Annotated in this window: 23 protein-coding genes; 15 read left to right on the top strand and 8 right to left on the bottom strand. The window is 69.3% G+C overall.

Going from position 1 to position 25,487, the window contains the following annotated elements; translation table 11 throughout:
• Window positions 1-40: 40 nt before the first annotated feature.
• Window positions 41-562 (bottom strand): hypothetical protein, encoded by a 522-nt coding sequence (locus ACSSS0_RS06695; protein WP_487230502.1) that lies wholly within the window; start codon window positions 560-562, stop codon window positions 41-43.
• A gap of 297 nt (window positions 563-859) precedes the next feature.
• On the opposite strand from ACSSS0_RS06695, the gene ACSSS0_RS06690 reads away from it, so the two are divergent.
• The 4 genes from ACSSS0_RS06690 (at window position 860) to ispF (ending at window position 3,515) form a co-directional block, all read left to right on the top strand.
• Window positions 860-1,342 (top strand): CarD family transcriptional regulator, encoded by a 483-nt coding sequence (locus ACSSS0_RS06690; RefSeq protein WP_020145708.1) that lies wholly within the window; start codon window positions 860-862, stop codon window positions 1,340-1,342.
• Between the two features lie 49 nt (window positions 1,343-1,391).
• Window positions 1,392-2,060 (top strand): 2-C-methyl-D-erythritol 4-phosphate cytidylyltransferase, encoded by a 669-nt coding sequence (gene ispD / locus ACSSS0_RS06685; RefSeq protein WP_487231195.1) that lies wholly within the window; start codon window positions 1,392-1,394, stop codon window positions 2,058-2,060.
• 133 nt (window positions 2,061-2,193) lie between these two features.
• On the top strand, window positions 2,194-3,015 hold the full coding sequence (locus ACSSS0_RS06680; RefSeq protein ID WP_487230501.1) for an SDR family oxidoreductase: 822 nt from the start codon (window positions 2,194-2,196) through the stop codon (window positions 3,013-3,015).
• The gene (gene ispF / locus ACSSS0_RS06675) at window positions 3,015-3,515 is read left to right on the top strand and encodes a 2-C-methyl-D-erythritol 2,4-cyclodiphosphate synthase (protein WP_487230500.1); all 501 of its coding nucleotides are present in this window, start codon (window positions 3,015-3,017) and stop codon (window positions 3,513-3,515) included. Before ACSSS0_RS06680 ends, ispF begins: the two co-directional genes overlap by 1 nt.
• A 60-nt stretch (window positions 3,516-3,575) precedes the next feature.
• Here ispF and ACSSS0_RS06670 read toward each other — a convergent pair whose 3' ends face one another.
• Entirely contained in the window at window positions 3,576-5,069 is a 1,494-nt protein-coding gene (locus tag ACSSS0_RS06670; RefSeq protein WP_487230499.1) for an ATP-binding protein, read from the bottom strand.
• A 515-nt stretch (window positions 5,070-5,584) separates the two neighbouring features.
• On the opposite strand from ACSSS0_RS06670, the gene ACSSS0_RS06665 reads away from it, so the two are divergent.
• A complete protein-coding gene (locus tag ACSSS0_RS06665) occupies window positions 5,585-6,667 on the top strand; it encodes an S-(hydroxymethyl)mycothiol dehydrogenase (RefSeq protein ID WP_487230498.1) in 1,083 nt (360 codons plus the stop codon).
• Window positions 6,664-7,338 carry an MBL fold metallo-hydrolase gene (locus tag ACSSS0_RS06660; RefSeq protein ID WP_487230497.1) on the top strand — a complete coding sequence of 225 codons (675 nt, stop codon included), beginning with the start codon at window positions 6,664-6,666 and terminating at the stop codon, window positions 7,336-7,338. Before ACSSS0_RS06665 ends, ACSSS0_RS06660 begins: the two co-directional genes overlap by 4 nt.
• Window positions 7,339-7,422: 84 nt before the next feature.
• Here ACSSS0_RS06660 and ACSSS0_RS06655 read toward each other — a convergent pair whose 3' ends face one another.
• Window positions 7,423-8,169: a hypothetical protein gene (locus ACSSS0_RS06655; RefSeq protein WP_487230496.1), complete on the bottom strand. Its 747-nt coding sequence runs from the start codon at window positions 8,167-8,169 to the stop codon at window positions 7,423-7,425.
• A 118-nt stretch (window positions 8,170-8,287) separates the two neighbouring features.
• Here ACSSS0_RS06655 and cysS point away from each other — a divergent pair, with 118 nt between their 5' ends.
• The 4 genes from cysS to ACSSS0_RS06635 all read left to right on the top strand — a co-directional run bounded on the left by cysS (window position 8,288) and on the right by ACSSS0_RS06635 (window position 12,380).
• Window positions 8,288-9,793: a cysteine--tRNA ligase gene (gene cysS, locus ACSSS0_RS06650; protein WP_487230495.1), complete on the top strand. Its 1,506-nt coding sequence runs from the start codon at window positions 8,288-8,290 to the stop codon at window positions 9,791-9,793.
• Window position 9,794: 1 nt separating this feature from the next.
• Entirely contained in the window at window positions 9,795-10,766 is a 972-nt protein-coding gene (rlmB, locus tag ACSSS0_RS06645) for a 23S rRNA (guanosine(2251)-2'-O)-methyltransferase RlmB (RefSeq protein ID WP_487230494.1), read from the top strand.
• 215 nt (window positions 10,767-10,981) lie between these two features.
• Window positions 10,982-11,833, top strand: a complete 852-nt coding sequence (locus ACSSS0_RS06640) for a DUF929 family protein (RefSeq protein WP_487230493.1) — start codon at window positions 10,982-10,984, stop codon at window positions 11,831-11,833.
• 7 nt (window positions 11,834-11,840) lie between these two features.
• Window positions 11,841-12,380 (top strand): vitamin K epoxide reductase family protein, encoded by a 540-nt coding sequence (locus ACSSS0_RS06635; RefSeq protein WP_487230492.1) that lies wholly within the window; start codon window positions 11,841-11,843, stop codon window positions 12,378-12,380.
• Between the two features lie 131 nt (window positions 12,381-12,511).
• On the opposite strand, the gene ACSSS0_RS06630 is transcribed toward ACSSS0_RS06635, so the two are convergent.
• From ACSSS0_RS06630 to ACSSS0_RS06620, 3 genes are all read right to left on the bottom strand, one after another.
• A complete protein-coding gene (locus ACSSS0_RS06630; RefSeq protein WP_435984769.1) occupies window positions 12,512-13,756 on the bottom strand; it encodes a DUF4032 domain-containing protein in 1,245 nt (414 codons plus the stop codon).
• A complete protein-coding gene (locus ACSSS0_RS06625) occupies window positions 13,753-14,412 on the bottom strand; it encodes a Pr6Pr family membrane protein (protein ID WP_487230491.1) in 660 nt (219 codons plus the stop codon). Before ACSSS0_RS06625 ends, ACSSS0_RS06630 begins: the two co-directional genes overlap by 4 nt.
• A gap of 126 nt (window positions 14,413-14,538) precedes the next feature.
• A complete protein-coding gene (locus ACSSS0_RS06620) occupies window positions 14,539-15,642 on the bottom strand; it encodes an ABC transporter ATP-binding protein (RefSeq protein ID WP_435984771.1) in 1,104 nt (367 codons plus the stop codon).
• 312 nt (window positions 15,643-15,954) lie between these two features.
• On the opposite strand from ACSSS0_RS06620, the gene ACSSS0_RS06615 reads away from it, so the two are divergent.
• From ACSSS0_RS06615 to ACSSS0_RS06595, 5 genes are all read left to right on the top strand, one after another.
• A complete protein-coding gene (locus ACSSS0_RS06615; RefSeq protein ID WP_487230490.1) occupies window positions 15,955-17,277 on the top strand; it encodes a sugar ABC transporter substrate-binding protein in 1,323 nt (440 codons plus the stop codon).
• Between the two features lie 150 nt (window positions 17,278-17,427).
• On the top strand, window positions 17,428-18,972 hold the full coding sequence (locus tag ACSSS0_RS06610) for an ABC transporter permease subunit (protein WP_487230489.1): 1,545 nt from the start codon (window positions 17,428-17,430) through the stop codon (window positions 18,970-18,972).
• Window positions 18,972-19,916, top strand: coding sequence for a sugar ABC transporter permease (locus tag ACSSS0_RS06605; protein WP_435984774.1), 945 nt, complete (start codon window positions 18,972-18,974; stop codon window positions 19,914-19,916). Before ACSSS0_RS06610 ends, ACSSS0_RS06605 begins: the two co-directional genes overlap by 1 nt.
• Window positions 19,913-21,799, top strand: a complete 1,887-nt coding sequence (locus tag ACSSS0_RS06600; protein ID WP_487230488.1) for a glycoside hydrolase family 13 protein — start codon at window positions 19,913-19,915, stop codon at window positions 21,797-21,799. Before ACSSS0_RS06605 ends, ACSSS0_RS06600 begins: the two co-directional genes overlap by 4 nt.
• Before the next feature lies 1 nt (window position 21,800).
• Window positions 21,801-22,814, top strand: coding sequence for a LacI family DNA-binding transcriptional regulator (locus ACSSS0_RS06595; protein ID WP_435984776.1), 1,014 nt, complete (start codon window positions 21,801-21,803; stop codon window positions 22,812-22,814).
• A 164-nt stretch (window positions 22,815-22,978) separates the two neighbouring features.
• On the opposite strand, the gene otsB is transcribed toward ACSSS0_RS06595, so the two are convergent.
• Complete coding sequence (gene otsB / locus ACSSS0_RS06590) at window positions 22,979-23,782, bottom strand: trehalose-phosphatase (RefSeq protein WP_487230487.1); 804 nt, start codon at window positions 23,780-23,782, stop codon at window positions 22,979-22,981.
• Window positions 23,779-25,353, bottom strand: a complete 1,575-nt coding sequence (locus tag ACSSS0_RS06585) for an alpha,alpha-trehalose-phosphate synthase (UDP-forming) (protein ID WP_487230486.1) — start codon at window positions 25,351-25,353, stop codon at window positions 23,779-23,781. Before ACSSS0_RS06585 ends, otsB begins: the two co-directional genes overlap by 4 nt.
• Between the last annotated feature and the right edge of the window lie 134 nt (window positions 25,354-25,487).

Here is a 25,487-nt window from a genome sequence, read left to right as displayed (position 1 = left end):
ACTGCGGTCAGGCGGCCGGAACGGCCGTCGACGCGCGTGCTCAGCTGCCGGTCGGGGCCGGCGTCACGGTGGCGTAGTAGCCGCTCGCGGTGAGCACCGGCACCTTGACGACGGTCGTGCCGCCGCTGCTCGACGTGATGGTCACCGGCACGAGACCGCCGGGCTTGGTCTTGACGTCGGTCAGCTGCAGGCCCTTGTCGGCGAGGTTGACCTGCTCGCGCGGGCCGAGCCGCACCTCCGAGCCGGTGGGCGCACTGGTCGCGTTGGGGTCGGCCTGCGGCGCGATCTGGACGGTCATGTCCTGCTCGCCGAGGTTGAGGGCCGAGCCGGAGATGACCACGGTGCCGGTGCCGTCACCGACGAGGGCGAGGTCACGGACGGCGAGCTGGCCCACGTCGGCGGGCACGCCGTCGGCCGGGACGTAGGGGGTGTCGGTCTGGACGGGCGAGTTGACCTGGCAACCGGCCGTCGCGACGGCGAGGACGACACCGGCGAGCACGGTCGACACCCGGCGGGTGGACGGGCGACGCGCGGGGGTCTGGGCGGGGTATCGACGCTTCACGGGCGACAGCCTACCGGCGCGCGACCCGACGGACCCGTGCACCCGCCGACACGGGACGACCGGGCCGTCGGACGCGCCCCCGACGGGTCCTCGGTGCGCGCCCTACGGCCGCCGTGACCGCGGCGACACGTCCTCGGAAGGCTCGCGCGAAGCATGCCGAACGGCGTTCTGTCAAGACGTCAAATACCGCGTCCCGGGCCCCGACTGTGGCTCTGACCTGCGCAGATGCCGAATCCTGAGATCGCGATGTGCACAGCTTCGTGATAATCTGGAGGTCGCGAAAGGGGAAAACAGCAGATGGTTTTCAAGGTCGGCGAGACGGTCGTGTACCCCCACCACGGGGCTGCACTCATCGAAGAGATCAACACACGCACGATCAAGGGAGAGGACAAGCTCTACCTCAAGCTCAAGGTCGCCCAGGGTGACCTGACGATCGAGGTCCCCGCCGAGAACTGCGACCTCGTGGGTGTCCGCGACGTCGTCGGCAAGGAAGGCCTCGACCGCGTTTTCGAGGTGCTCCGCACGCCGCACACCGAGGAGCCGACCAACTGGTCGCGTCGCTACAAGGCGAACCTCGAGAAGCTCGCGTCGGGTGACGTCATCAAGGTAGCCGAGGTCGTGCGCGACCTGTGGCGTCGTGACCAGGACCGCGGTCTGTCGGCCGGCGAGAAGCGCATGCTCGCCAAGGCCCGCCAGATCCTCGTCTCCGAGCTCGCGCTCGCGGAGAAGACGAACGAGGAGAAGGCAGAGACCATCCTCGACGAGGTCCTCGCGTCCTGATCAGGGCAGCACACTGAACAACGAGACCGGAGCCGGTCGCGTCGGCGTCATCGTCGTCGCGGCCGGCTCCGGCTCGCGTCTGGGGGCCGGGGTCCCCAAGGCGTTCGTGCCCCTCGCCGGGGTGCCCCTGCTCGGGCACGCCCTGCGAGGGGTTCTGTCGTGCGCGGCCGTGGCGCAGGTCGTCCTCGTCGTCCCCGACACGTACCGGGCCCGGGCCGACGAGGTCACCGAGGGCGTATGCCGTGAGCTCGGGTCCGCGTCACCGGTGGCCGTCGTGCCGGGCGGGGCCGAGCGGGGCGACTCCGTCGCAGCCGGTCTGCGGGCGCTCGGCGCCGACGTCGACATCGTCCTCGTCCACGACGCCGCCCGGTGCCTGACGCCCGTCGAGGTCTTCGACCGGGTCGTCGCAGCCGTCGCGGCCGGCGCCGTGGCCGTCGTTCCGGGCACCGCGGTCGTCGACACGATCAAGCAGGTCGACGCGGACGGGTTCGTCGTCGGCACCCCCGAGCGCTCGGGTCTGCGGGCCGTGCAGACGCCCCAGGGCTTCCGCCGTGACGTCCTCGAACGCGCCCACGCCCTGTCGAGTGACGCCACCGACGACGCGGCGCTCGTCGAGCGCCTGGGGGAGCGGGTCCTCGTCGTCGAGGGCGACCCGCGGGCACTCAAGGTGACGACACCGAGCGACCTCGAGACCGCTGCCCGGCTGCTCACCTCCTGACGGCGGGTTCCGACCCGGCACTCGAGTGGGACCTGGCGCTCACTCGAGTGGGGCCGGGGCCGGGGCCGGGGTGGTCCCGCTTCTTCGGTGGCCGCGGACGCATCGACCGGGGGAGTTGCCTATCCTCGGCAGCGTGACGACCGCGCAGACGACCGAGCAGACGGCTGACCAGACGGCTGACCAGATAAGGCCCGTGGCCCTCATCACCGGGGGTGGCACCGGCATCGGCGCCGCGATCGCGCGGCGGCTGTCGCGCGACGGCTTCGACGTCGTCGTCGCGGGCCGACGCCGCGGGAAGCTCGACGAGGCCGTGGCGGACATCGAGCGTGCCGGGGGCTCCGCCCGGGCGCTCGTCATGGACGTCACCGACCCGACGTCGGTGACCGAGGGCGTCGCCTCCCTCGGCCGCTGCGACGTCGTCGTCAACAACGCCGGCGGCGCGCTCGGGGTGACGCGCGTCGAGGACGGCGACCCGCAGGAGTGGGAGCGGATGTTCGCGACGAACGTCGTCGGGACCCTTCGCGTCACCCAGGCGGTGCTGCCCCTGCTGCGGCGCTCCTCGCACGCCACGATCGTCGACATCAGCTCGATCGCCGGTGAGCGCGTCTACGAGGGCGGCGCGGGCTACGTCGCGGCCAAGCACGGCACGTCCGTCGTCTCCGAGACCCTGCGGCTCGAGCTCAACGGCGAGAACATCCGCGTCGTCGACATCCGGCCCGGCATGGTGCACACCGAGGAGTTCTCCCTCACCAGGCTCCACGGTGACCGGGCCGCGGCCGACAAGGTGTACGACGGGGTCGACCGTCCGCTCGTGGCCGACGACGTCGCTGAGTGCGTCGGTTTCGTCGTCGGGCTGCCGCAGCACGTCAACATCGACACGATGGTCATCAAGCCGGTGGCGCAGGCCGCCCCGCACAAGATCCACCGCGGCCCGATCGACTGGAAGGACGCCTGATGGCACACCTCCCGCGCGTCGGTGTGGGCGTCGACGTCCACGCCCACGCCCCCGAGGGATCCGAGCGCGAGCTCTGGGTCGCCGGGCTGCACTGGCCGGGGGAGCGCGGTCTCGAGGGCCACTCGGACGCGGACGTCGCGGCCCACGCGGCGTGCGACGCGATCTTCTCGGCCGCCGGCATCGGTGACCTCGGTGCGCACTTCGGCACCTCGCGTCCCGAGCTCGCCGGAGCGTCTGGCGTCACGCTGCTCGCCGAGGCGGCGCGGCTCGTCCGTGAGGCCGGCTTCGAGATCGGCAACATCGCGGTCCAGGTCGTCGGCAACCGGCCCAAGGTCGGCACCCGTCGTGCCGAGGCCGAGGCGGCGCTCTCCGCCGCCGCAGGGGCACCCGTCTCCGTGAGTGGCACGACGACCGACGGGCTCGGCCTCACCGGTCGGGGCGAGGGCGTCGCAGCCGTCGCTACCGCGCTAGTCTGGCCGCTTGAGTCTGGGTCTCGGTGAATTCAAACCGATGCCCTACAAGGTCCTCTCGACGGCCATGAAGGTTCAGCCTCTACCGATCTAGTGAATACCGAGGGAGCGATGGAACATCTTCGAGACTGCAAATGTGGATGCCTGATTCAGGTCCACGCGCGGGTCCTCTGGCGAGCCTGGTCGCATGCCCATCGCACCATCCTTCTCAATGTCCACAGTCAAGAAGCCCGTGCGGTGGAGAACGCGCGCAATTTCCCCTGGATCGACTGACTCGAACCAGGACTCCCGTTTGCCTGGGCTAACTGACTCACCGATTGAAACCTCATACAATATATCGAAGAGCTCGTCGTTCGTTAGTCGTGCCTTTGATTTGCGGAAGGCGTTGAGGACCTGATCCAGATGAGGATACTGATGCTCATACTCAGCCACAATGTCTTGAAATCTTTGAGTTGAGTACTCGAGCTCAGCGCTTAGTATTGCCTCAGAGGTGATTGGTAGCGAGTCCGCATACTCGATTTGCCGTTCAAGCGACATCTTCGCGAAGAAGAGAAGTTCGCGCGGCCTGTACAGCGTTCTATCTATGAGGTACTCGAAGTTGTCTTCAGCGCTAAAGATCGCAGCTATCACGTCCGCGTCAGAACTAGCTTTCAACTCAGGGAGGGAATGCTGGATGCGCTTGATGATCAATTGGCGCAGGCGCGCGTGGTCCCAATGAATGTAATCAAACAGATCGATATGCTTTTGCTGGTCCTGGAAGAGTGCTGGAATATTTTCGTAGAGCTCTTGGCGAAGGGACACGAACACGCGAAGGCGGTCTGGCTTTTGGCGATTGAGGAATGCGGCCGCCTGAAAGAGGCCGGCAACGAACGACTTCGCATCATCAGACGCGTCCCAGCCGTAGTCCAGCTCATCAACAAATATTGATACGCGAGTCCGCTCTGTTAGGTGAAGCATTATTGGAATCTGGGGCTCAAGCTCTTCGACCTTGAAGAGCCGGCGAAGCTCTACCTCCCGGACTCCACCCTCGCCCGGCTGCAAAGATGCGTGTTCGACCCTCTGCAGGTATCCGATGAGTACGTCGATCGGGTGCTCAGCCGCCTCTTCTAGGTACTTCTCTTTCGAGAATCGGATTAGTTTTCGTTCCTCCTTATTGAAGCGCTCCTTCGTCTTGGGCAGAGTTGCGAGCTCCTTAATGACCAGTAGTTGGATCAGATACTTCCAAGCGGCTGCATATGCACCCTGCTTTACCCAGCCAGTGCGGGTATCACTCGACATTATGCTGGTCAGCATTTGGTATGAGTAGTCATCGGGGCGGAGCTCAATGACCACGTTGGTTGCAAGTCGTTCTCTATTTGCGAGGACGCGGAAGATCGCACTCTTTCCCGTTCCTCGGTTTCCGAGCAGGAATCGTTTGGCCCCAGACGTAAGCCTGTCGAAATATGGGCTCTCGATGAAGTAGTCCTGCAGTTTGGTTTGGTCGTCTTCGGCGCTCAATGCGCCAAAGTCCAGATTGCTGGCCTTCAATCGTGACTCCTGGGTTGTAGGTGCGGTATCCTGCACCCTATCGAGGAGCGCGTCCATTTTCAATAGGGGACTTATGGCTGATATAACTTTGGTTGACTATGTAACTGTGAGCGTAGCCGGCATATCGTTGCTGATTAGCTGCGCTGCTCTACGTTACTCGAAATCGCAGGCGGACTCCGCTCGGCGTGTTGCCGAAATTGAGGGCGTCAGGGAATCGCGCGATTCGGCAGCTCAGCGCGAAGCTCGAAAGGCGGAATTAGTGGCCTCCGTGGCAACCAAGGCGCCTGGTATTCGAATCCTTCGTATTCGCAACGATGGCATCCATCGAATTGAAGAAATAGACGGCACGGTGAGTGGCGGCAGTGGGGATTTGGGGCATTTTAACAGGAAGCTTGCGAAACTTACGGAGTTGAATGCCGGAGATGTTCGCGAGTTTGCATTCTCGACGGAGGTGTCGCCGGCCAGCGCCGTATTTTATTGGCGGGACGGGACGGGGATCCGGCGAGAGTCGTTTGACTTGAGATAGGATCGGTTCAAGAATTCACTCAAACTTCAAACTGTGAGGTAAATTTATGCCGCAGACCGTCAAGGGTGTCATCAGCCGCAGCAAGGGGGCCGACGTCGAGGTCGTCGACGTCGTCGTGCCGGACCCCGGGCCGGGTGAGGCGGTCGTCAAGATCGAGACCTGCGGCGTGTGCCACACCGACCTGCACTACCGCGAGGGCGGCATCAACGACGACTACCCGTTCCTCCTCGGGCACGAGGCCGCCGGCTACGTCGAGGCCGTCGGCGAGGGCGTCACCGACGTCGCCACGGGCGACTTCGTCATCCTCAACTGGCGCGCCGTGTGCGGGCAGTGCCGCGCCTGCGCCAAGGGCAAGCCGTGGTACTGCTTCAACACGGCCAACGCGACGCAGAAGATGACCCTGGCCGACGGCACCGAGCTGACGCCCGCCCTCGGCATCGGCGCCTTCATCGAGAAGACGCTCGTCGCCGCGGGCCAGTGCACGAAGGTGCCCGAGGCCGATGCGGCCGCGGTCGGGCTGCTCGGTTGTGGCGTCATGGCCGGCTTCGGTGCGGCCGTCAACACCGGCGGCGTGGGCCGCGGTGACTCGATCGCCGTCATCGGCTGCGGCGGCGTCGGCAATGCCGCCATCGCCGGGGCCAAGGTGGCCGGCGCGACGACGATCATCGCCGTCGACGTCAGCGACGCGAAGCTCGAGCAGGCCAGGCACTTCGGCGCGACGCACACCGTTAACAGCACGGACACGGACGCGGTCGAGGCGATCCGCAGCCTCACGGGCGGCAACGGCGCCGACGTCGTCGTCGAGGCCGTCGGCCGCCCCGAGACCTACGAGCAGGCCTTCTACGCCCGCGACCTCGCCGGCACCGTCGTCCTCGTCGGCGTCCCCACGCCCGACCAGCAGGTCACCCTGCCGATGATCGACATCTTCGGTCGCGGTGGCAGCCTCAAGTCGAGCTGGTACGGCGACTGCCTCCCGAGCCGCGACTTCCCGATGCTCGTCGACCTCTACAAGCAGGGCCGTTTCGACCTCGACGCGTTCGTCACCGAGCGCATCGGCCTCGGCGACATCGAGGCGGCCTTCGACAAGATGCACGCCGGTGAGGTCCTCCGATCGGTGGTCGAGCTGTGAGCGCCGACGCGGCAGCCGACCGGGTCAACCCCTCGCAGGGCGGCGTCCGCATCGACCACGCCACCACCGAGGGCACCTTCAGCCTCGACGGCGGCACGTGGGAGGTCGAGAACAACGTCTGGGTGGTCGGCGACGACACCCAGTGCGTCGTCATCGACGCCCCGCACGACGCCGGACCCATCCTCGAGCTCGTCGGTGACCGCCGTCTGACCCACGTCCTGCTGACGCACGCGCACGACGACCACGTCACCGTCGTGCCGGAGCTGCTCGCGGCGCACCCCGGCGCGAAGATCGCGCTCCACCCCGACGACCGCGTCCTGTGGGAGCAGAGCCACCCCGACCTCGCCCCGACGCTCGACCTCGCCGACGGCGACGTCGTGCAGGTCGGCGACGTCGAGCTCTTCGTGCTGCACACCCCGGGCCACGCCCCCGGCGCGTGCTGCTTCCACGCCCGCGACCTCGGTGTCGTCTTCACCGGCGACACGCTCTTCCAGGGCGGCCCCGGCGCGACCGGCCGGTCCTACTCCGACTTCCCGACCATCGTCGAGTCGATCAGGGACCAGCTGCTCTCGCTCCCGCCCGAGACGACGGTCCTCACCGGTCACGGACGCGCCACGACCATCGGCGACGAGAAGCCGGACGTCGAGGAGTGGATCCGGCGGGGGCACTGACCCCCCGCCGAGCAGCGTGACCACGGCACACGGCATACGCCGTCGTGCGTATGCCGTGTGCCGTGGTCGGCGCACCCCGCCCGCTCAGTCGCGGGGTGCGTCGCGCAGCAGGCTGATCTTCTGCCAGATCTTGCGGCTCATGCCGGTGGTGAGGTTCTCGATCTCGCTCACGGTGTCGAGCACGAGGGCGTCGGTCGACTCCTCGGCGCACAGGGCCGCGGCCTTGGAGGTCATCGAGAGCAGCTCGGAGCAGTACTCGAGGTAGAGCGCGTAGTCGCGCACCGACATCGTGCGGGGGCTCACGACATCGTCACCGGCGACCGTCCCGGGCCGGGTGTCGGGCAGCAGCGCCGCGGGGTCCTTGCTCATCTGGTGCATGTCGATGATGTGCGCGAGCGAGCGCAGGCGGTGCAGCCGGCGGATGAGGTCGTTGCGCACGACCCGGTCGGCGAGCGAGAGCAGGAACCAGATCGCGATGCCGGCGAAGACGAGGTCGTTGATGAGGCTCTCGACGACCGGCAGCCACTCGAAGGCGGCGATCGAGCCGGCCCGGGCCACGGCGTCACGCACCGCGATGCCCACCGCGACGAGCGACACGGCGAGGACGACGATGAGGGCCCGCGACGTCCACAGCAGACCGGCCCGCTGGGCCGGGGCCCGTCGGCGCCGGTCGAGCAGGGCGTCGACGACCTTGCCGAGCTCCTCGGTGGCCGCGCGGAGGCCCGGGTGGCGGGGGAGATAGGTGTCGATGCGCTCGCCGAGGTAGCTGATGACGGCGCGCACCTCGGAACCGTCGAGCCGCTCGTAGCTCGTGAGCCGCGGTTGCGCCATGGGCCGAGCGTAGCCGCGTGGCGCCCGGGGAAGGGCTCCGTCGTGGGCCGGCCGGACGGCATACGTGCTCCTGCGTGCATGGTCGGGTGCGCGGCGACGCGCCGATAGACTTCGGCGGGTGAGCCTACGACTGTTCGACACCGCAACCCGGGAGCTGCGCGACTTCACGCCGCGCGAGGCGGGCAAGGTCGGCATGTACATCTGTGGGCTCACGACGCAGGGCGCGCCGCACATCGGGCACATCCGGTTCGCCGTCGCGTTCGACGTGCTCCGCCGCTGGCTCGAGACGGGCCACGGCTACGACGTCACGCTCGTGCGCAACGTCACCGACATCGACGACAAGGTGCTGCGCAAGGCCGCCGAGGCGAACGAGCCGTGGTTCGCCCTGACCTACCGCAACGAGCGCCTCACCTCGCAGGCGCTCGACGCGCTCGGCGTCATCCCGGCCACCTACGAGCCCCGGGCCACCGGCCACGTGCCCGACATGGTCACGCTCATGGAGACGCTCGTCGAGAAGGGCCACGCGTACGCCGCCCCCGACGGCAGCGGGGACGTCTACTTCGACGTGCGCTCCTGGCCGGAGTACGGCTCGCTGACCGGGCAGTCCCTCGACGACATGGCGAACGCCGACGACGCCGACCCGCGCGGCAAGCGCGACCCCCGTGACTTCGCGCTGTGGAAGGGCCACAAGTCCGACGAGCCCGAGAGCGCCTCGTGGCCGACGCCCTTCGGTGCCGGTCGACCGGGCTGGCACCTCGAGTGCTCGGCGATGGCCCGACGCTGGCTCGGCGACGAGTTCGACATCCACGGCGGCGGCATCGACCTGCGCTTCCCGCACCACGAGAACGAGCAGGCGCAGTCGCGCGCGGCCGGGCTCGGCTTCGCCCGCTACTGGCTCCACAACGCGTGGGTCACGGTCAAGGGCCAGAAGATGGGCAAGTCGCTCGGCAACGCCCTCGAGGTGCGCCACCTGCTCGAGCAGACGCGGCCCCTCGTCCTGCGCTACTACCTCACCGCCGCGCACTACCGCTCGATGATCGAGTACCACCCCGGCTCCCTCGAGGAGGCCGCGGCCGCCGTCGAGCGCATCGAGGGCTTCCTCGAGCGGGCCTCCCGGCGCGGCGCGGTCGTGCCCGTGGAGGCCGGTGCGCTCCCGGCCGCCTTCGTGGCCTCGATGGACGACGACCTCGGCGTCAGCGGGGCGCTCGCCGTCGTGCACGACACGGTGCGCGCCGGCAACAGCGCCCTCGACGAGGACGACGACGAGGCGGCCCTCGAGGCGGCCGGCGCCGTCGTGGCCATGACCGAGGTGCTGGGCGTCAACCCGCTCGCTGCGCACTGGGGCTCCGGCGGGAGCCGCGAGGACGCCGCCTCCGAGCTCGCCCTCGAGGCCCTCGTGCGGGCCCAGCTCGACGCGCGCCAGGTCGCCCGCCAGGAGCGCGACTTCGACCGGGCCGACGAGATCCGCGACACGCTCACGGCGGTCGGCATCGAGATCACCGACACCCCGTCCGGCGCCCAGTGGTCGCTCGCCCGCCCGCCCCGCGGCGACGCCGGCCCCTCCACCGACACCACCACCGACCACCCCACCGCGGCCCTCGGGGCCGAGAAGGCACAGGGCTGACATGCCAGGCAACTCCCAGCGGCGCGGCGCCATCCGCAAGAACAGCAAGGGCGCGACCGTGGGCTCCGGCGGCCAGCGACGCCGCGGGCTCGAGGGCAAGGGCCCGACGCCCAAGGCCTCCGAGCGCGAGTACCACCCCGCGCACAAGCGCGCCAAGGTCGCGGCGAAGCGGGCCGGCTCCGGTGCGCCCGGACCCGGTGGCCGCGGCCAGACCCGGTCCAAGAGCCGCAGCAAGGCCTCGAGTGAGATGGTCTACGGCCGCAACTCCGTCGTCGAGGCGCTGCGCGCCGACGTGCCGGTGGCGACGATGTACATCGCCACCCGCATCGACACCGACGACCGCGTGCGCGAGGCGCTCAAGATCGCGACCGAGCGCGGCCTCGCGATCCTCGAGACGCCGCGCGGCGAGCTCGACCGGCTCACCGACGGTGGCGTGCACCAGGGCATGGCGCTGCAGGTGCCGCCCTACGAGTACGCCCACCCGAACGACCTCATCGACCCCGAGATGCCCGGCATCCCGCTCGTCGTGGCGCTCGACGGCATCACCGACCCGCGCAACCTCGGCGCCATCGTGCGCTCCGTCGCGGCCTTCGGTGGCCACGGCGTCGTCGTGCCCGAGCGCCGTTCGGTCGGCATGACGGCGTCGGCGTGGAAGACGTCCGCCGGTGCGGCGGCCCGCATCCCCGTGGCGCGCGCGAGCAACCTGACGCGCGCCCTCGAGGAGTTCAAGAAGGCCGGCTTCTTCATCCTCGGCCTCGACATGGACGGCGACGTCGAGCTGCCCGACCTCACCCTCGCGACGGAGCCGCTCGTCATCGTCACCGGCTCCGAGGGCAAGGGCCTCTCGCGCCTCGTCCGCGAGACGTGCGACCAGATCGTGTCCATCCCGATGAGCTCGGCCGTCGAGTCGCTCAACGCCGGGCTCGCCACGGGCGTCACGCTCTACGAGATCGCCCGCCAGCGCCGCCGCTGACCGCTGCCGGCCCACGGCGGAGGTCACGATCCGGCCACCGGACACCGTCCGGCACGACTTCCGGGAACTCCGCCGGCCCGCCCGACGCTGGTCAGGTGGTGCTCGGTAGAGTGCTGTCGACCTCAACTACGCCCTGTAGTACGCCGCTGACCGGCGGTGAGGGCGCGCAACCCAGCGCTGCGGCTCCGCAGCGGGACCGACCGAAGGACAGATTCGTGGCGAAGAGCAACCGGGCCGAGACGGCCGCGAGGGCAGCGCAGCTGCGCGCCGAGGCCGCCCGCAAGGACCGTCAGCGCACGCAGGTCATCGCCGCCTCGGTCGCGGTGGTCGTCGTCGTCATCGCCGTCGTCCTCGGGATCGTCATCTCCAACCGTCCCGAGGACGCGCCCGCCGCGACCGGCGGGGCAGCGGCGCTCGCGACGCTCGAGAAGCTGCCCGCGTCCGTCCTCGACTCGGCTCCCGCGCCGACCCCGGAGCAGGCACCCGCGAAGCTCGCGGGTGGCACCGCGCTGACCCAGGACGGCAAGCCGAAGGTCCTCTACATCGGCGCCGAGTACTGCCCTTTCTGCGCCATGGAGCGCTGGGCGCTCATCGGGGCGCTGTCCCGCTTCGGCACCTTCACCGGGGTCACGGAGACGACGAGCTCGAGCACCGACGTCCACCCGAACACCCCGACGTTCTCCTTCAAGGACGCGAAGTACACGAGCGACGTCGTCGCCTTCGAGGCCGTCGAGACGCAGGACCGCGAGGGCAAGCCGCTGCAGACGCTCGACGGTGAGAACCTCGCGCTCTTCCAGAAGTTCAACCCCGGCGGCGGCATCCCGTGGATCACCTACGGCGGCACGCACGCCACCGACGGTGCGACGGTCGACGCCAACGCCTTCGAGGGCAAGACCTACGACCAGATCATCGCCGGCATCCAGGACCCCACGTCCGACATCGGCAAGACCGTGACCCCGGCGATCAACATGATCACGGCCCAGATCTGCGACCAGACCAAGGGCAAGCCCGCCGACGTCTGCACGAGCCAGGGCGTGGCCTCCGCGTCCGTGCTGCTCAAGCGGTGAGGTCGGCGTGAGCCCCCAGCGTGACGACGTGACGACGGCCGACGGTGCACCGGTCCGTGCCGGGCGAGTCCGGCCAGGCTGGCTGCCACCGGTGTCCGTCGGTCTCTCCGTCGTCGGGCTGCTCGTCTCCGTGTACCTGACCTTCGAGCACTTCACGGCCAACGCCACCCTCGCCTGCAGCATCGGCGGTGTCGTCGACTGCGCCAAGGTCACGACGAGCGCCTGGAGCACCTTCATGGGCGTGCCCGTGGCCCTGCTCGGGCTCGTCTTCTTCGTCGTGGCGCTCGGCCTCTGCCTGCCGTCGGTCTGGCGGCGGCCGGAGGCCTGGCTCGACGCGGTCCGTCTCGCCTGGCTCACGATCGGCCTCGGCATGGCGCTCTACCTCGTGTGGGCCGAGCTCTACCGGATCCACGCGATCTGCCTGTGGTGCACGGCCGTCCACGTCGTGACCTTCCTGCTGTGGATCGTCGTGCTCTTCGGCCAGATCCTCTCGCGCCCGGCCGACGAGCTCGCGGTGGGCGCCGACGAGGACGCCCTGACGGGCTGAGGTATGCCGTCGCGCCGCGTCGCGACGAACCACCTCGACCCAGCAGGGCCCGGTCTCAGGACGTCGACGAGCGGGAGCACCGTGCGGCGGGACCGGGCCGTCCACGCGGACGGGCCGGACGGCATACGCCCTCAGTCGAAGCGGCTGATGACCGGCATCTCCTCGGTGTCGACGCCGAGCACGGCCTTCTCCTCCGGCTTGGCCGGCAGGACGGTCGCGACGTAGTCGCGCAGCGCGTCCTCGATGGGGGTGTCGTGCCCGGCACGCTCGCTCATGTACCAGCGGTGCTCGAGCACCTCGTGGAAGATCTCGGCCGGCTCGAGACGACCCGTGAGCTCGCGGGGCACGGCACGCGTCACGGGCTCGTAGATCTTGGCGAGCCAGTCGTGCGCGACGATCTCCTCGTCGTCGCCCTGGCGGTCGGTCGCGGCGGCGTACGCGTCGAGGTCGTTGAGCAGGCGGCGGGCCTGGTTCTCGCCGACGTCGAGGCCGGTGAGGCGCAGCAGGCGGCGGGAGTGGTGGCCGGCGTCGACGACCTTCGGGGTGATGACGATCTCGGTGCCGCCGATGTCGGTCGTCATCGACAGCTCGTCGACGTCGAAGCCGAGCTCGTTGAGACGCCGGATCCGCTCGTCGACCCGCCAGCGGTCACCGAGCTCGAAGCGTTCCGTGCCGGTCAGGGCGTCCCACAGCGTGTGGTAGCGCTCGATGACCGAGGCGGACACGTCGAAGGGGTCGGCGTGCTCCTCGAGGAAGCCGCCGGCCGCGAGGTCCATGAGCTCGCCGGCGATGTTGACGCGCGCGATGTCGAGGTCGTGCTCGCGCTGCCCGTCGGACAGCCGGGCGTGCAGCTCGCCGGTCTCGGCGTCGACGAGGTAGGCGGCGAAGGCGCCGGCGTCGCGCCGGAAGAGGGTGTTGGACAGGGACACGTCGCCCCACCAGAACCCCTCGAGGTGCAGGCGCACGAGCAGCACGGCGAGGGCGTCCATGAGGCGCACCGCGGTGTCGGGCCGGAGGTTCTGGCTGTAGAGCGCGCGGTAGGGCAGCGAGAACTGCAGGTGGCGCGTGATGAGGCAGGCGTCGAGCGGCTCGCCGTCGACGGTCGTGCGGCCGTGGACGACGCCGAACGGCTCGACCGACGGCACGTCGAGGCGGCGCAGGTTGCGCAGCATGGCGTACTCGCGGTCGGCGATGTCGTCCTTGATCTCCTTGACGGCCAGGACACGCGGTCCGAGCTTGACGAAGCGCACGACGTGACGGGAGATGCCGCGGGGGAGCGCGGCGAGGTAGCTCTCGGGCCACTCCTCCAGCGGTGTCGACCACGGCAGGTCGAGCAGGGCGGACTCGGGCCTGGCGGTGGTGATCTCGAGCGTCACGCGTTCATCGTGGCACGGTCGCGCGACAGGCGTCGATCAGCCCAGAGCGCAAGGGCCGCCAGACCCAGGAACAGCACGGCGATGGCGGCGCAGTTGAGCAGCGTGCGACCGACGCCGATCCGGTCGACGTTGAGGAACGGGTAGGGGTACCAGTCGACGAACGGACCGAGCGCGAGCGTCGACGCGAGCCACAGCACCGGCCAGATGAGCGAGGGCAGGAGGTCCTCGCGCGTGACCGTGCCGCGGGGGCCGAAGACGGCCCATCCGACGAACGCGAGGACGGGCACGACGATGTGGAGCAACCGGTCACAGACGAGCGAGCCCGTCGTGTAGTCGGGCGACGGGGGGAGTGCGATCGCCGCGACGATCCCGGTCACGGTGATGCCGACGAGCGACGCGAGACGGACGACACGGAAGACCTGCGACTCGATGCGTCCCCGGACGATGAGGAATGTCGAGACCGCGACGAGGGAGTTCGCCTGGATCGTGAAGTAGGAGAAGTAGCGCCGCACCTGCTCGGGCCGGGTGGTCGTCACCGCGCTCGAGTCGAGGATGTTGTCACCCGTCGCAACGAGGTAGAGCTGGAAGACGAGCGCGAAGACCGCGACCGCGAGCGTCACGACGTGCCAGTACCGCCCGATCGTCGACTTCGTCACACGCGGAGCCTAGGGCTTGCCGTGGTCCCAGTGCCGGATGTTGTCCAGCGTTGCGCCGGAACGCCGCTGGGTCGGCACCCACGAGGGTGCCGACCCAGCGGCATGATGCGGTGGTACGCGTGTGGCTCAGTCGCCGACGCGCAGCCCCGACTCGGCGTTGAAGACGTGGACGTGACCGGCCTTCGGCTTGAGGTAGATCTTGTCGCCCTTCTCCGGGGGGCGACGGCCGTCGACGCGCGCGATGAACGGCACGTGGCCGGCGTTCTCGCCGGTGGCCTCGAGCAGCTTCTGCTCGGTCGAGCCGTAGATGTACGCGTCGGCACCGAGCTCCTCGACGACGTCGACCGTGACGGGGATGCCCGACTGGTCGGACGACAGCTCGAGGTCCTCGGGACGCACGCCGAGCGTGACGTTCTTACCGACGTTGGCGAGGTCCTCACGGGCCACCGGGACCGTGTGACCGTGGAGGTCGACACCGCCGTCGGTGACCGGCACGTCCATGAGGTTCATGGCGGGCGAGCCGATGAAGCCGGCGACGAAGACGTTGGCCGGGTGGTCGTACATCCGGCGCGGGCTGTCGCACTGCTGGAGGATGCCGTCCTTGAGGACCGCGACGCGGTCACCCATCGTCATGGCCTCGACCTGGTCGTGCGTGACGTAGACCGTCGTGACGCCGAGGCGGCGCTGGAGCGAGGCGATCTGCGTGCGGGTCTGGACGCGGAGCTTCGCGTCCAGGTTGGACAGCGGCTCGTCCATGAGGAACACCTGGGGGGAGCGCACGATCGCGCGACCCATCGCGACGCGCTGGCGCTGGCCACCCGAGAGGGCCTTCGGCTTGCGGTCGAGGTACGGCGTCAGGTCGAGGATCTTGGCTGCCTCCTCGACGCGCTTGCGGATCTCCGCCTTGTCGACGCCGGCGATCTTGAGCGCGAAGCCCATGTTGTCGGCGACCGTCATGTGCGGGTAGAGCGCGTAGTTCTGGAAGACCATCGCGACGTCGCGGTCCTTGGGGGACAGGTTCGTCACGTCGCGGTCACCGATGAGGATGCGTCCGCCGTTGACCTCCTCGAGGCCGGCGAGCATGCGCAGGGAGGTGGACTTGCCACACCCGGAGGGGCCGACCAGGACGAGGAACTCCCCGTCCGCGATCTCGATGTTGAGCTTGTCGACGGAGGGGACCGGGTTCCCGGGGTACTGCCTCGTCGCGTTGTCGAACGTCACTGTTGCCATGGCTTCATTGCCTTCCTTCACCGGCAGGAACGTGCCGGACGATCCGTTGTAAAGGTGTGCCTGCCCGGGTGAGCAGGCATCGACATCATGTCCCACTCCGGGCACGATGACCACCCCTCGCCCACGGGCGGGTCGCAGCCGGCACGGGCCGGGCGGCGGCGGTCCGGACGATCCGTCCCAGTGGGACGGATCCGGGATGTGTCCAGAACGTTGCAAAAAATTGCAGCATGCGGGTTCCCGCTCTCTGCAACTTCTTGCTAGATTCCGGGGCACCGGTGGCGGCGTGTGCCACCTGGCTTCAAAGGAGAATCCATGCACAAGCGTGCGCTCGGCGCTGCTGCTGTCACGGGTGTTGCCGCCCTGGCCCTCAGCGCCTGCGGTGGGTCCAGCCCCACCACCCCGTCCGACACCGGCGCCGCCGGCACGAGCAAGGCGGCAACGACCACCGGTGTCCCGGAGACGCCGAGCGGCACCGCTGCTCCCGTCCGTGACGCCAACGTCGACCTCGTCATCTGGACCGACGCCGACCGCTCGAAGGCCGTGCAGAAGTACGCCGACGAGTTCGCCGCCGAGAACGGTGTGACCGTCAAGGTCCAGATCTCGACCGACACCCGCGCCCAGTTCAAGGACGCGACCAAGGTCGGCAAGGGTCCTGACGTCATCGTCGGTGCCCACGACTGGCTCGGTGAGCTCGTCCAGAACTCGACGGTCGCTCCGGTCAACCTCAGCTCCGACGTCGCGGGCAAGTTCCTGCCGAAGGCCATCGAGGCCACGAAGTTCAACGGCCAGTCCTACGGCGTGCCCTACGCCGTCGAGAACATCGGCCTCATGTACAACAAGGACCTCGTCCCGAACCCGCCCAAGACCATGGACGAGCTCGTCGCCACCGGCGAGAAGCTCGTCAAGGAGGGCAAGGCCAAGCAGGTCCTCAGCCAGTTCGTCTCCAAGGTCGGCAACGCGTACTTCGCCTACCCGTACCTCTCGGCCTTCCCCGAGGGCGGCATCTTCGCCATCAAGCCCAACGGCGACTACGACCCGAACAAGGTCATCGTCAACACCCCCGACTCCGTCAAGGGTGGTGAGGTCCTCGCCGAGCTCGGCAAGAAGAAGGTCCTCTCGACCAACGTCGACGACACGAACCAGGACGCGCTCTTCGACACGAAGGCCGCCCCGTTCATGATCTCCGGCCCCTGGAGCGTCGCGAAGGCCAAGGAAGCCGGCATCAACTACGGCATCGCCCCGCTGCCGAGCCTCACCGGTGGCGGCGCCATGCGTCCGTTCCTCGGTGTCCAGATGTTCTACGTCTCGAGCAAGGCCAAGAACGCCGCACTCGCGCAGGAGTTCGTCACGAACTACATCCCGCGCAAGGACGTCCAGCTGGCCCTCTTCGAGGTCGGCAAGCGTCCGCCGGCCCTCAAGGAGGCCTACGCCGAGGTCGCCGCGAGCGACCCCGACGTCAAGGCGTGGTACGAGGCCGGCGTCGACGGCTCGCCGATGCCGAACATCCCCGCGATGAACTCGGTCTGGGGCCCCTTCGGCCAGGCGACCGCCGACATCATCGCCGGCAAGGCCGGCGCCAAGGAGCGTCTCGACGCTGCCGCCAAGGAGATCACGGCGAACATCGCCAAGGGCTGAGCTCCTTAGTCTGACAAGGGTTTCCGGGGTCCGTCCTGAGGGCGGACCCCGGGATCCAGGCCCGGGCACGGGCCATCGGGGAGCTCCGCGAGGGCTCCCCTTCGTGCACCTACGGCAACGGCGCCGGGTCGGCGCAAAAGGACGTGTCACATGACCAAGCCCCTCGCTCTCGCGATCAAGTGGGTTCTCATCGTCGCGACGTTGGCCGGCATCCTGTGGATCGCCACCAAGCTCGCGCAGGCAGGCAACACGATGGCCGTCGTCATCGCGGGACTCGTGGGGATGGGCATCCTCGCGGTCTACTCGACGCGGCGCTCGGTCCCCCTCAAGTACCTCGTCCCGGGTCTGCTGTTCATGATCCTCTTCCAGCTGTGGCCGGTGCTCTACACCGCGAGCCTCTCGACGACGAACTACGGCGACGGGCACCTCTACAGCAAAGAGGAGTCGATCACCGACATCATCGCCCAGTCGGTCCGTGAGGTGCCCGACACGCCCCGCTACAAGATGTCGGTCGCGATCGTCGAGGGCGGCGACCCCGTGACCTCGGACCTCGTCCTGCTGCTCACCAAGCCCGACGGCAGCACCTACGTCGGCGACACGACCGGCCTCAAGCCCCTGCCCCCGACCGGCGTCGAGAAGACTCCCGTCGGCAAGATCACCAAGGCTCCCGGCTACACCGTCCTCACCGCCAAGCAGGCCAACGCCCGCAGCAAGGACCTGTCGGCCATCGCCGTGCCGACGAGCGACGGGGGCGGCATCAAACCGGTCGGTCTCTCCGAGGCCTTCGAGGGCAAGGCGACGGTCACCTACGACGCGGCGGCCGACAAGCTGACCGACGCGGGCACGACGCCACCGACGGTCTACGCGCCGAAGGATGCCAAGTGGGTCAACGTCGCCGACCAGACCCAGTCCTTCCCGCAGGGCTGGAAGGAGAACATCGGGCTCGCGAACTACTCCCGGATCTTCACCGACAGCACGATCCGCAGCGGCTTCCTCAGCATCTTCATCTGGAACATCGCCTTCGCCATCCTGTCGGTGCTGACGACGTTCCTGCTGGGCATGCTCATCGCGCTGCTCTTCAACGACCCGAGGCTGCGCGGCAAGGCGATCTACCGGTCGCTGCTGATCCTGCCCTACGCCTTGCCGGGCTTCGTGACGGCGCTGGTGTGGAAGGGCATGTTCAACCAGGACTACGGCATCATCAACCAGACGCTGGGCCTCTCGGTCGACTGGCTGGGCACGCCCGCCGGGGCCAAGGCCGCGATCCTCATCACCAACCTCTGGCTGGGCTTCCCGTACATGTTCATCGTCTGCACGGGCGCGCTCCAGTCGATCCCGCAGGACGTGCGTGAGGCGGCGACGATCGACGGCGCCAACGCCTTCCGGACGCTCCGCTCGATCATCATGCCGCTGCTGCTCGTGGCCGTCGGCCCGCTGCTGCTCGCGTCGTTCGCGTTCAACTTCAACAACTTCGGACTCATCTACCTGCTCACCAAGGGTGGTCCGTTCAACGGCGCCGACACGAGCATCGGCTCCAGCGACCTGCTCATCACGTACGCGTTCCGCCTGGCCTTCTCCGGCAGCGCGCCCAACTACGGCTTCGCTGCGGCGGTGTCCGTGATCATCTTCCTGCTCGTGGCGCTGATGAGCATCCCGGGCTTCCGTCGCACCAAGGCCCTCGAGGAGGTCAACTGATGGCGACCGTCAACGCTCCCGTCCCCGCCGACCCGCGCATGGACTCCCGCATCGCGGAGGAGACCGGCGCCGGCACGCCGGCCTCGCCCAAGCGCGGGGGTCTCGGCGGCTCGGTGTGGTGGCGCCACGCCCTGGGCATCCTCGCCCTGATGTGGGCGCTCTTCCCGATCCTCTTCATCTACTCGGCCGCGACGAACCCCAGCGGCACGCTCAACACGGCGAGCCTGTGGCCCTCGGGCTTCTCGACGAAGAACTTCACCGACCTCTTCAACGACAGCTCGCGCCCGTTCTGGACCTGGTACAAGAACTCGATGATCATCTCGTTCGTCGGGGCGCTCGGGGCGGTCTTCCTCGGCGCGTGCGCGGCGTTCGCCTTCTCGCGCCTGCGGTTCAAGGGCCGTCGCGGCGGGATGATGTTCCTGCTGCTGACGACGTTCTTCCCGGCGCTGCTCGCCATCGTCGCGACGTACATCATCTTCGCGGCCATCGGTGACGTGCTGCCGGCTCTCGGCCTCAACACCGTCACCGGCCTGATCCTCGCCTACCTCGGTGGGGCGCTCGGGGCCAACGTGTGGCTGCTCAAGGGCTACTTCGACACGGTCCCGCGCGAGCTCGACGAGGCGGCGATCGTCGACGGCGCGAGCCATGCCCGGATCTTCTTCACGATGACGCTGCGACTGGTCATGCCGATCCTCGTGACGGTCTTCATGCTCGTCTTCGTCGGCCTCTACGGCGAGTTCATGCTGGCGAGCGTCTTCCTCACCGACGTCGACAACCAGACGCTCGGTGTCGGGCTCTACGGGATGACGCTCGGCAACGACGCGAACACCCTCTTCGGGCGCTTCACGGCCGGTGCGCTGCTCGGCTCGATCCCCGTCATGCTGCTCTACCTCGCCTTCCAGCGTCAGCTGGTCGGTGGCCTGACCACGGGGTCCGTGAAGTGACGCCTGCCCCGACCCGCCAGCAGACGTGGCTGAGCCAGCCGCACCACGACGGGTCGGGGCGGTACGTCTCCAACCAGGCTCCGCGCCTCGGCGACCGCGTCGACGTGCTCGTGCGCGTCCCGCTCGACGCCGGGGTCGAGGCGGTCCACGTGCGGACCTCGCCCGACGGCGAGGCCACCTTCACGGTGGCCCGCAAGGTCCGCACGACGGGCGTCGACGACTGGTGGCGTGCCACCCTGACCTGCCACAACCCGGTGACGAGCTACCGTTTCCTGCTCACCGGCGGCCCGACGAGGTATGCGTGGCTCAACGGCACCGGCGTCCACGAGCGGGACGTGCCCGACGCGAGCGACTTCCGGCTCGTGGCGCACGCGAGCCCGCCGCCCGAGTGGGCGCTGGGGTCGGTCGTCTACCAGATCTTCCCCGACCGCTTCGCGCGCTCGAAGGGAGCCGACCGGCACGAGACGCCCGACTGGGCCGTCCCCGCCGCGTGGTCCGACCCGGTCGACATCAGCCCCAAGGGCGTCGCCCACCAGCTCTACGGCGGTGACCTCGACGGCATCACCGAGCACCTCGACCACCTCGAGTCCCTCGGCGTCGACGTCGTCTACATGACGCCCTTCTTCCCGGCGCGCTCCAACCACCGCTACGACGCGTCGTCGTTCGAGCAGATCGACCCGCTCCTCGGCGGCGCCCCGGCGCTGCGCCGGCTCACCAAGGCCGCCCACGAGCGAGGCATGAAGGTCATGGGCGACTTCACGACGAACCACACGGGCAACGCCCACGAGTGGTTCCTCAAGGCGGCCGGTCCCGGTGGGAAGAACACGCCCGAGCGGGACTACTACATCTGGGAGGACGGCACGTACGTCGCCTGGCTCGGCGTCCCGTCCCTGCCGAAGCTCAACCACCTCAACGCCGCACTGCGCCACCGCATCTTCGAGGACCCCCAGGGGGTCGTACGCAAGTGGCTCGGCCGGTCGGGCGGGCTCGACGGGTGGCGCGTGGACGTCGCGAACATGACGGGCCGGTGGCGCGACACCGACGTCAACCACGACGTGGCCCGGCAGATGCGTGACGTCATGGGCCGGGTGGCCCCGGACGCCCTGCTCGTCGGGGAGCACTTCCACGACTACACGCCCGACATGCCCGGCGACGGCTGGCACGGCGTCATGAACTACGCCGGCTTCTGCAAGCCGGCGTGGACGTGGCTGCGCGAGGAGCCGAAGGATCCGCGCTTCCTCGGCGCCCCCGTGCCGCTGCCCCTGCTCGATGCCGGCGCTGTCGTCGAGACCATGCGTGACTTCACGTCGCGGATCGCCTGGCAGTCGCTCGTCCACTCCTTCAACCTCGTCGGGTCGCACGACGTGCCGCGAATCCGGACGCTCGTCGGCCCCGACTCCGTCGAGACGGCGGTCGGCCTGCTCATGACCTTCCCGTCGATGCCGATGATGACCTACGGCGACGAGATCGGCATGGAGGGCACCTTCGGCGAGGACGGACGCCGTCCGATGCCGTGGGACGAGAATGCCTGGGACGCAGAGACGCTCGCGGTCTATCGAGGGCTCATCCAGGCGCGCCAGCGCTCGGTCGCACTCCGGCGCGGTGGCTTGCGCTGGGTGCACGCCGAGGGCGACGTCATGGTCTACCTGCGCGAGACGCTCGACGAGGTGGCCCTCGTCCACGTGGCCCGGGCCGCGCACGAGCCGGTCGTCCTCGACCCGCGACACCTCGCCGGCATCGAGTCCGGCGCACCGCTATACGGACCCGCTCCGAAGGTCGGCAAGCGGGCTGTCACACTGAGCGCCTCGGGACCGGGCGTCAGCATCTGGACGTGGCGCCCCACCGACGACGGTCCACGGCACGTGCGACGAAGGGGGAGGTGAGATGAAGGCACGACTGCGCGACATCGCCGACCAGGCGAGCGTGTCCGAGGCCACCGTCTCGCGCGTCCTCAACGGCAAGCCCGGGGTGGCCGAGTCCACCCGTCAGGCCGTGCTGACGGCGCTCGACGTCCTCGGCTACGACCGGCCGAGCCGCCTGCGCCGCAAGAGCGCCGGGCTCGTCGGCCTCATCGTGCCCGAGCTGACCAACCCGATCTTCCCGGCCTTCGCGCAGATCATCGAGAACTCCCTCGCGCAGAACGGCTACACCCCGGTGCTCTGCACGCAGGTCGCCGGGGGAGTGCACGAGGACGACTACGTCCAGATGCTCCTCGAACGCGGCGTGGCCGGGATCATCTTCATCTCCGGGCTGCACGCCGACACGACGACCGACTCGGCCCGCTACGTCGCGCTGCGCGACCGCAACCTGCCGCTCGTCCTCGTCAACGGCTACATCGAGGGCGTCGATGCGCCCTTCATCAGCAACGACGACGTCGCGTCGATGGGGCTCGCGCTCGAGCACCTCGTGAGCCTCGGGCACCGAGAGATCGGTCTCGCGGTCGGGCCCGACCGCTACGTGCCGGTCATCCGCAAGATCGCCGGGTTCCGCCACTCGATGCAGGAGCTGACCGGTCGCTCCGACGTCGACGACCTCATCGAGCGCTCGCTGTTCAGCGTCGAGGGCGGTGCCACCGCGGCCGGACGGCTCCTCGACCGCGGCGCTACGGCCGTCGTGTGCGGCTCGGACCTCATGGCGCTCGGCGCGATCCGCGAGGCCCGCAAACGCGGCCTCCACGTGCCGCGCGACTTCTCGGTCGTCGGCTACGACGACTCGACGCTCATCGCCTTCACCGACCCGCCGCTGACGACCGTGCGCCAGAGCGTCAACGCGATGAGTGCGGCGACGGTGCGTGCCCTGCTCGACGAGATCGCCGGGCAGCCCTCTCCCCGAGCGGAGTACGTCTTCCGGCCCGAGCTCGTGGTCCGCGGCTCGACGGGCGCCGTCCGGCGCCACTGAGCGGCGTCACCCGAGCCGGACGGCATACCTGCTCTGATCGCCGGACACCGGCGAAACCCTGCCCCGGCGGAGTTGTCGAGGGGATGAGCCTCGCGGGGCCGCCACACATCCGCCCGGGCGGAGTTGTGGAGGCGGGCGTATGCCGGGTGGGACGGTCGCGTGCGTCAGCCCGGGACGTGGGCGGCCGAGCAGAGCTGCTCGAGACGCGTCAGCAGCGCGGCCACGGCCTGCTCGTCGTCCACGCGGTAGCGAGCGGCGGTGGAGCCGGTCCCGACCTTGACGGTGACGTCCTCGGGACGACGCATGCGCATGAACGCGTCCTCGTCGGTGACGTCGTCGCCGAGATAGACGCGCGCCACCGCACCGACGTGGCGGCCGAGCGCCGTGACGGCGGATCCCTTGTCGGCGTGGGAGACCGAGAGCTCGAGCACCGACTTGCCCTTGAGCACCTTGACGCCGGGGTGGTCGAGGGCGACCCGTCGGGCGTCGGCGATCGCGGCGTCGCCGGTCTCACGCGGGAGGCCGCGGACGTGGACGACGACGGCGGCCGACTTGTACTCGATGCCGGCCTCGGGGTGGTGCTCCTTGACGAGGGCCTCGATGTCGGTGCGGAGCTCGGCGAGGGTCACCTCGTCGTCGGGCGTGACGGCGGCCGCCTCCATGGCCTCGCGCACGGCCTGGCTCGACGACTCGGCGCCGTGGCTGCCGATGAGGACGATCGGCTCGTCCTCGGTGATGCCGGTCAGCTCGCGCAGGGTGCCGAGGTCACGCCCCGAGACGACGGCGACGTGCACGCCCGGAAGGCTCGCGAGGGACCGCAGCGTCTCGATGGTGCCCTCGACGGGGGTGGCCCGCATCGGGTCGGCGTCGAACGGGGCGAGCACCCCGTCGAAGTCGGTGGCGACGAGCAGGACCTCGGCCGAGGCCGCGGCCTCCAGCGTCTCCGTGGTCGGGGCGGCGGCGCTCACGACCGGGTCCCGTCCGGCGCGCCGAGCGAGCGGTCGCCCGACCCCGCGCCCGACCCCGCGCCCGTCTCGGCTGGCGACTCGGCTGACGACTCGGTGGGGGCCGGCATGAGCGGTGTCTCCTCGGCGTGCGGGGTGGGCCGCTGGCGCGACTCGGCGCTCGGCAGCTCGGGCGCCGCGGCGAGCGCGGCGAGGTAGCGGGCCGCCCAGCGCTGGACGTCGTGGTCGGACACGCGGCGGCGCAGCGCCTTCATGATCCTCTGCTTGTCCTTGGCCGGGGTGTTGATGGCGCGCAGGATCGTCTGCTTGAGCCCCTCGATGTCGTGCGGGTTGCACGCGAAGGCCTGGTGCAGCTCGTGCCACGCCCCGGTGAACTCCGAGAGCACGAGGGCGCCGCCGAGGTCGTGGCGACACGTGACGTACTCCTTGGCGACGAGGTTCATGCCGTCGCGCAGCGGGGTCACGAGCATGACGTCGGCGGCCTGGAAGAGGGCCGCCATCTCCTCGCGCGGGTAGGAGTGGTGCAGGTAGTGGACGGCCGGGGCGCCGATCTTGCCGAGCTCGCCGTTGATGCGACCGACGGTCTGCTCGATCTCGCTCTTGAGCTTGCGGTAGGCGTCGACGCGCTCCCGGCTCGGGGTCGCGACCTGCACGAGCGTGACGTCGGGCGGTCCGATGCGCCGCTCGCCCAGCAGCTCCTCGTAGGCCTTGAGCCGGTGCCGGATGCCCTTGGTGTAATCGAGACGGTCGACGCCGAGCATGAGGACCTTGGGGTTGCCGAGGCTCTCGCGGATCTCGCGGGCACGCTCCATGACGTCGGGTCGCTTCGCCAGCGCCTCGAGACCCTGGAAGTCGACGGAGATCGGGACGGCGGCCGCCCGCACCTGGCGGTGCGCCCCCTCGACGGTGACGCGGTCTCGCTTCGTCTGCGCGCCGAGCAGCTGGCGGCAGGCGCGCACGAAGTTGCGGGCGTCGGCCTGGCGCTGGAAGCCGAGGAAGTCGGCCCCGAGCAGGCCGTCGAGCAGCTGGGCGCGCCACGGCAGCTGCGCGAACAGCTCGACGGGCGGGAAGGGGATGTGGTTGAACCAGCCGATGCGCACGTCGGGACGCAGCGTGCGCACGATCGCCGGGACGAGCTGGAGCTGGTAGTCCTGCACCCACACGGTGGCGCCCTCGGCCGCGACCTCGGCGACGGCCTCGGCGAAACGCTGGTTGACCGCCTGGTAGCTCGACCACCACTCACGATGGAAGGTCGCCGGCACGATGACGTCGTGGTAGATCGGCCACAGGGTGTCGTTGGAGAAGCCCTCGTAGTAGTCGCGGATCTCGTCGGTCGACAGCGGCACGGGGTGCAGGTGGATGCCGTCCTCGTCGAAGGGCTCGGGCGCCTCACCGGCGTCGCCGGCCCAGCCGACCCAGGCGCCCGGCTGCGTGCGCATCACGGACTCCATCGCGGTCACCAGACCACCGGGGCTGCGTCGCCACTCGACCTCGCCGTCGTCGGTGACGACCTTGTCGACGGGCAGTCGGTTGGCGGCGATGACGAGGTCGTAGGTCGGCCGAGGGGTCGACACGCAATCAGCTCCTGCTGCTCGAGGGGAGGGTACGGCCCTCGACGTACCCAGACCCGGGGGGAGGGGCGCCGTGGGGCGCGGTCGGTCTCACTCTAACGAGCGAACGGTGGCGCCCGGTGCGGTCCCGCTCTAGG

It is taken from the genome of Terrabacter sp. R4-6 (assembly GCF_057529065.1).
This window is presented reverse-complemented; position numbering and strand designations above follow the sequence as displayed.

Excerpts from the sequence above, each read along its gene's own strand:
- ACSSS0_RS06615 (WP_487230490.1), top strand. The coding sequence starts at position 15,955 with ATGCACAAGCGTGCGCTCGGCGCTGCTGCTGTCACGGGTGTTGCCGCC.
- ACSSS0_RS06665 (WP_487230498.1), top strand. The coding sequence starts at position 5,585 with ATGCCGCAGACCGTCAAGGGTGTCATCAGCCGCAGCAAGGGGGCCGAC.
- ACSSS0_RS06595 (WP_435984776.1), top strand. The coding sequence starts at position 21,801 with ATGAAGGCACGACTGCGCGACATCGCCGACCAGGCGAGCGTGTCCGAG.
- rlmB (WP_487230494.1), top strand. The coding sequence starts at position 9,795 with ATGCCAGGCAACTCCCAGCGGCGCGGCGCCATCCGCAAGAACAGCAAG.
- ispF (WP_487230500.1), top strand. The coding sequence starts at position 3,015 with ATGGCACACCTCCCGCGCGTCGGTGTGGGCGTCGACGTCCACGCCCAC.
- ACSSS0_RS06655 (WP_487230496.1), bottom strand. The coding sequence starts at position 8,169 with ATGGCGCAACCGCGGCTCACGAGCTACGAGCGGCTCGACGGTTCCGAG.
- ACSSS0_RS06620 (WP_435984771.1), bottom strand. The coding sequence starts at position 15,642 with ATGGCAACAGTGACGTTCGACAACGCGACGAGGCAGTACCCCGGGAAC.
- ACSSS0_RS06690 (WP_020145708.1), top strand. The coding sequence starts at position 860 with ATGGTTTTCAAGGTCGGCGAGACGGTCGTGTACCCCCACCACGGGGCT.
- ACSSS0_RS06670 (WP_487230499.1), bottom strand. The coding sequence starts at position 5,069 with ATGGACGCGCTCCTCGATAGGGTGCAGGATACCGCACCTACAACCCAG.
- ACSSS0_RS06610 (WP_487230489.1), top strand. The coding sequence starts at position 17,428 with ATGACCAAGCCCCTCGCTCTCGCGATCAAGTGGGTTCTCATCGTCGCG.
- ACSSS0_RS06605 (WP_435984774.1), top strand. The coding sequence starts at position 18,972 with ATGGCGACCGTCAACGCTCCCGTCCCCGCCGACCCGCGCATGGACTCC.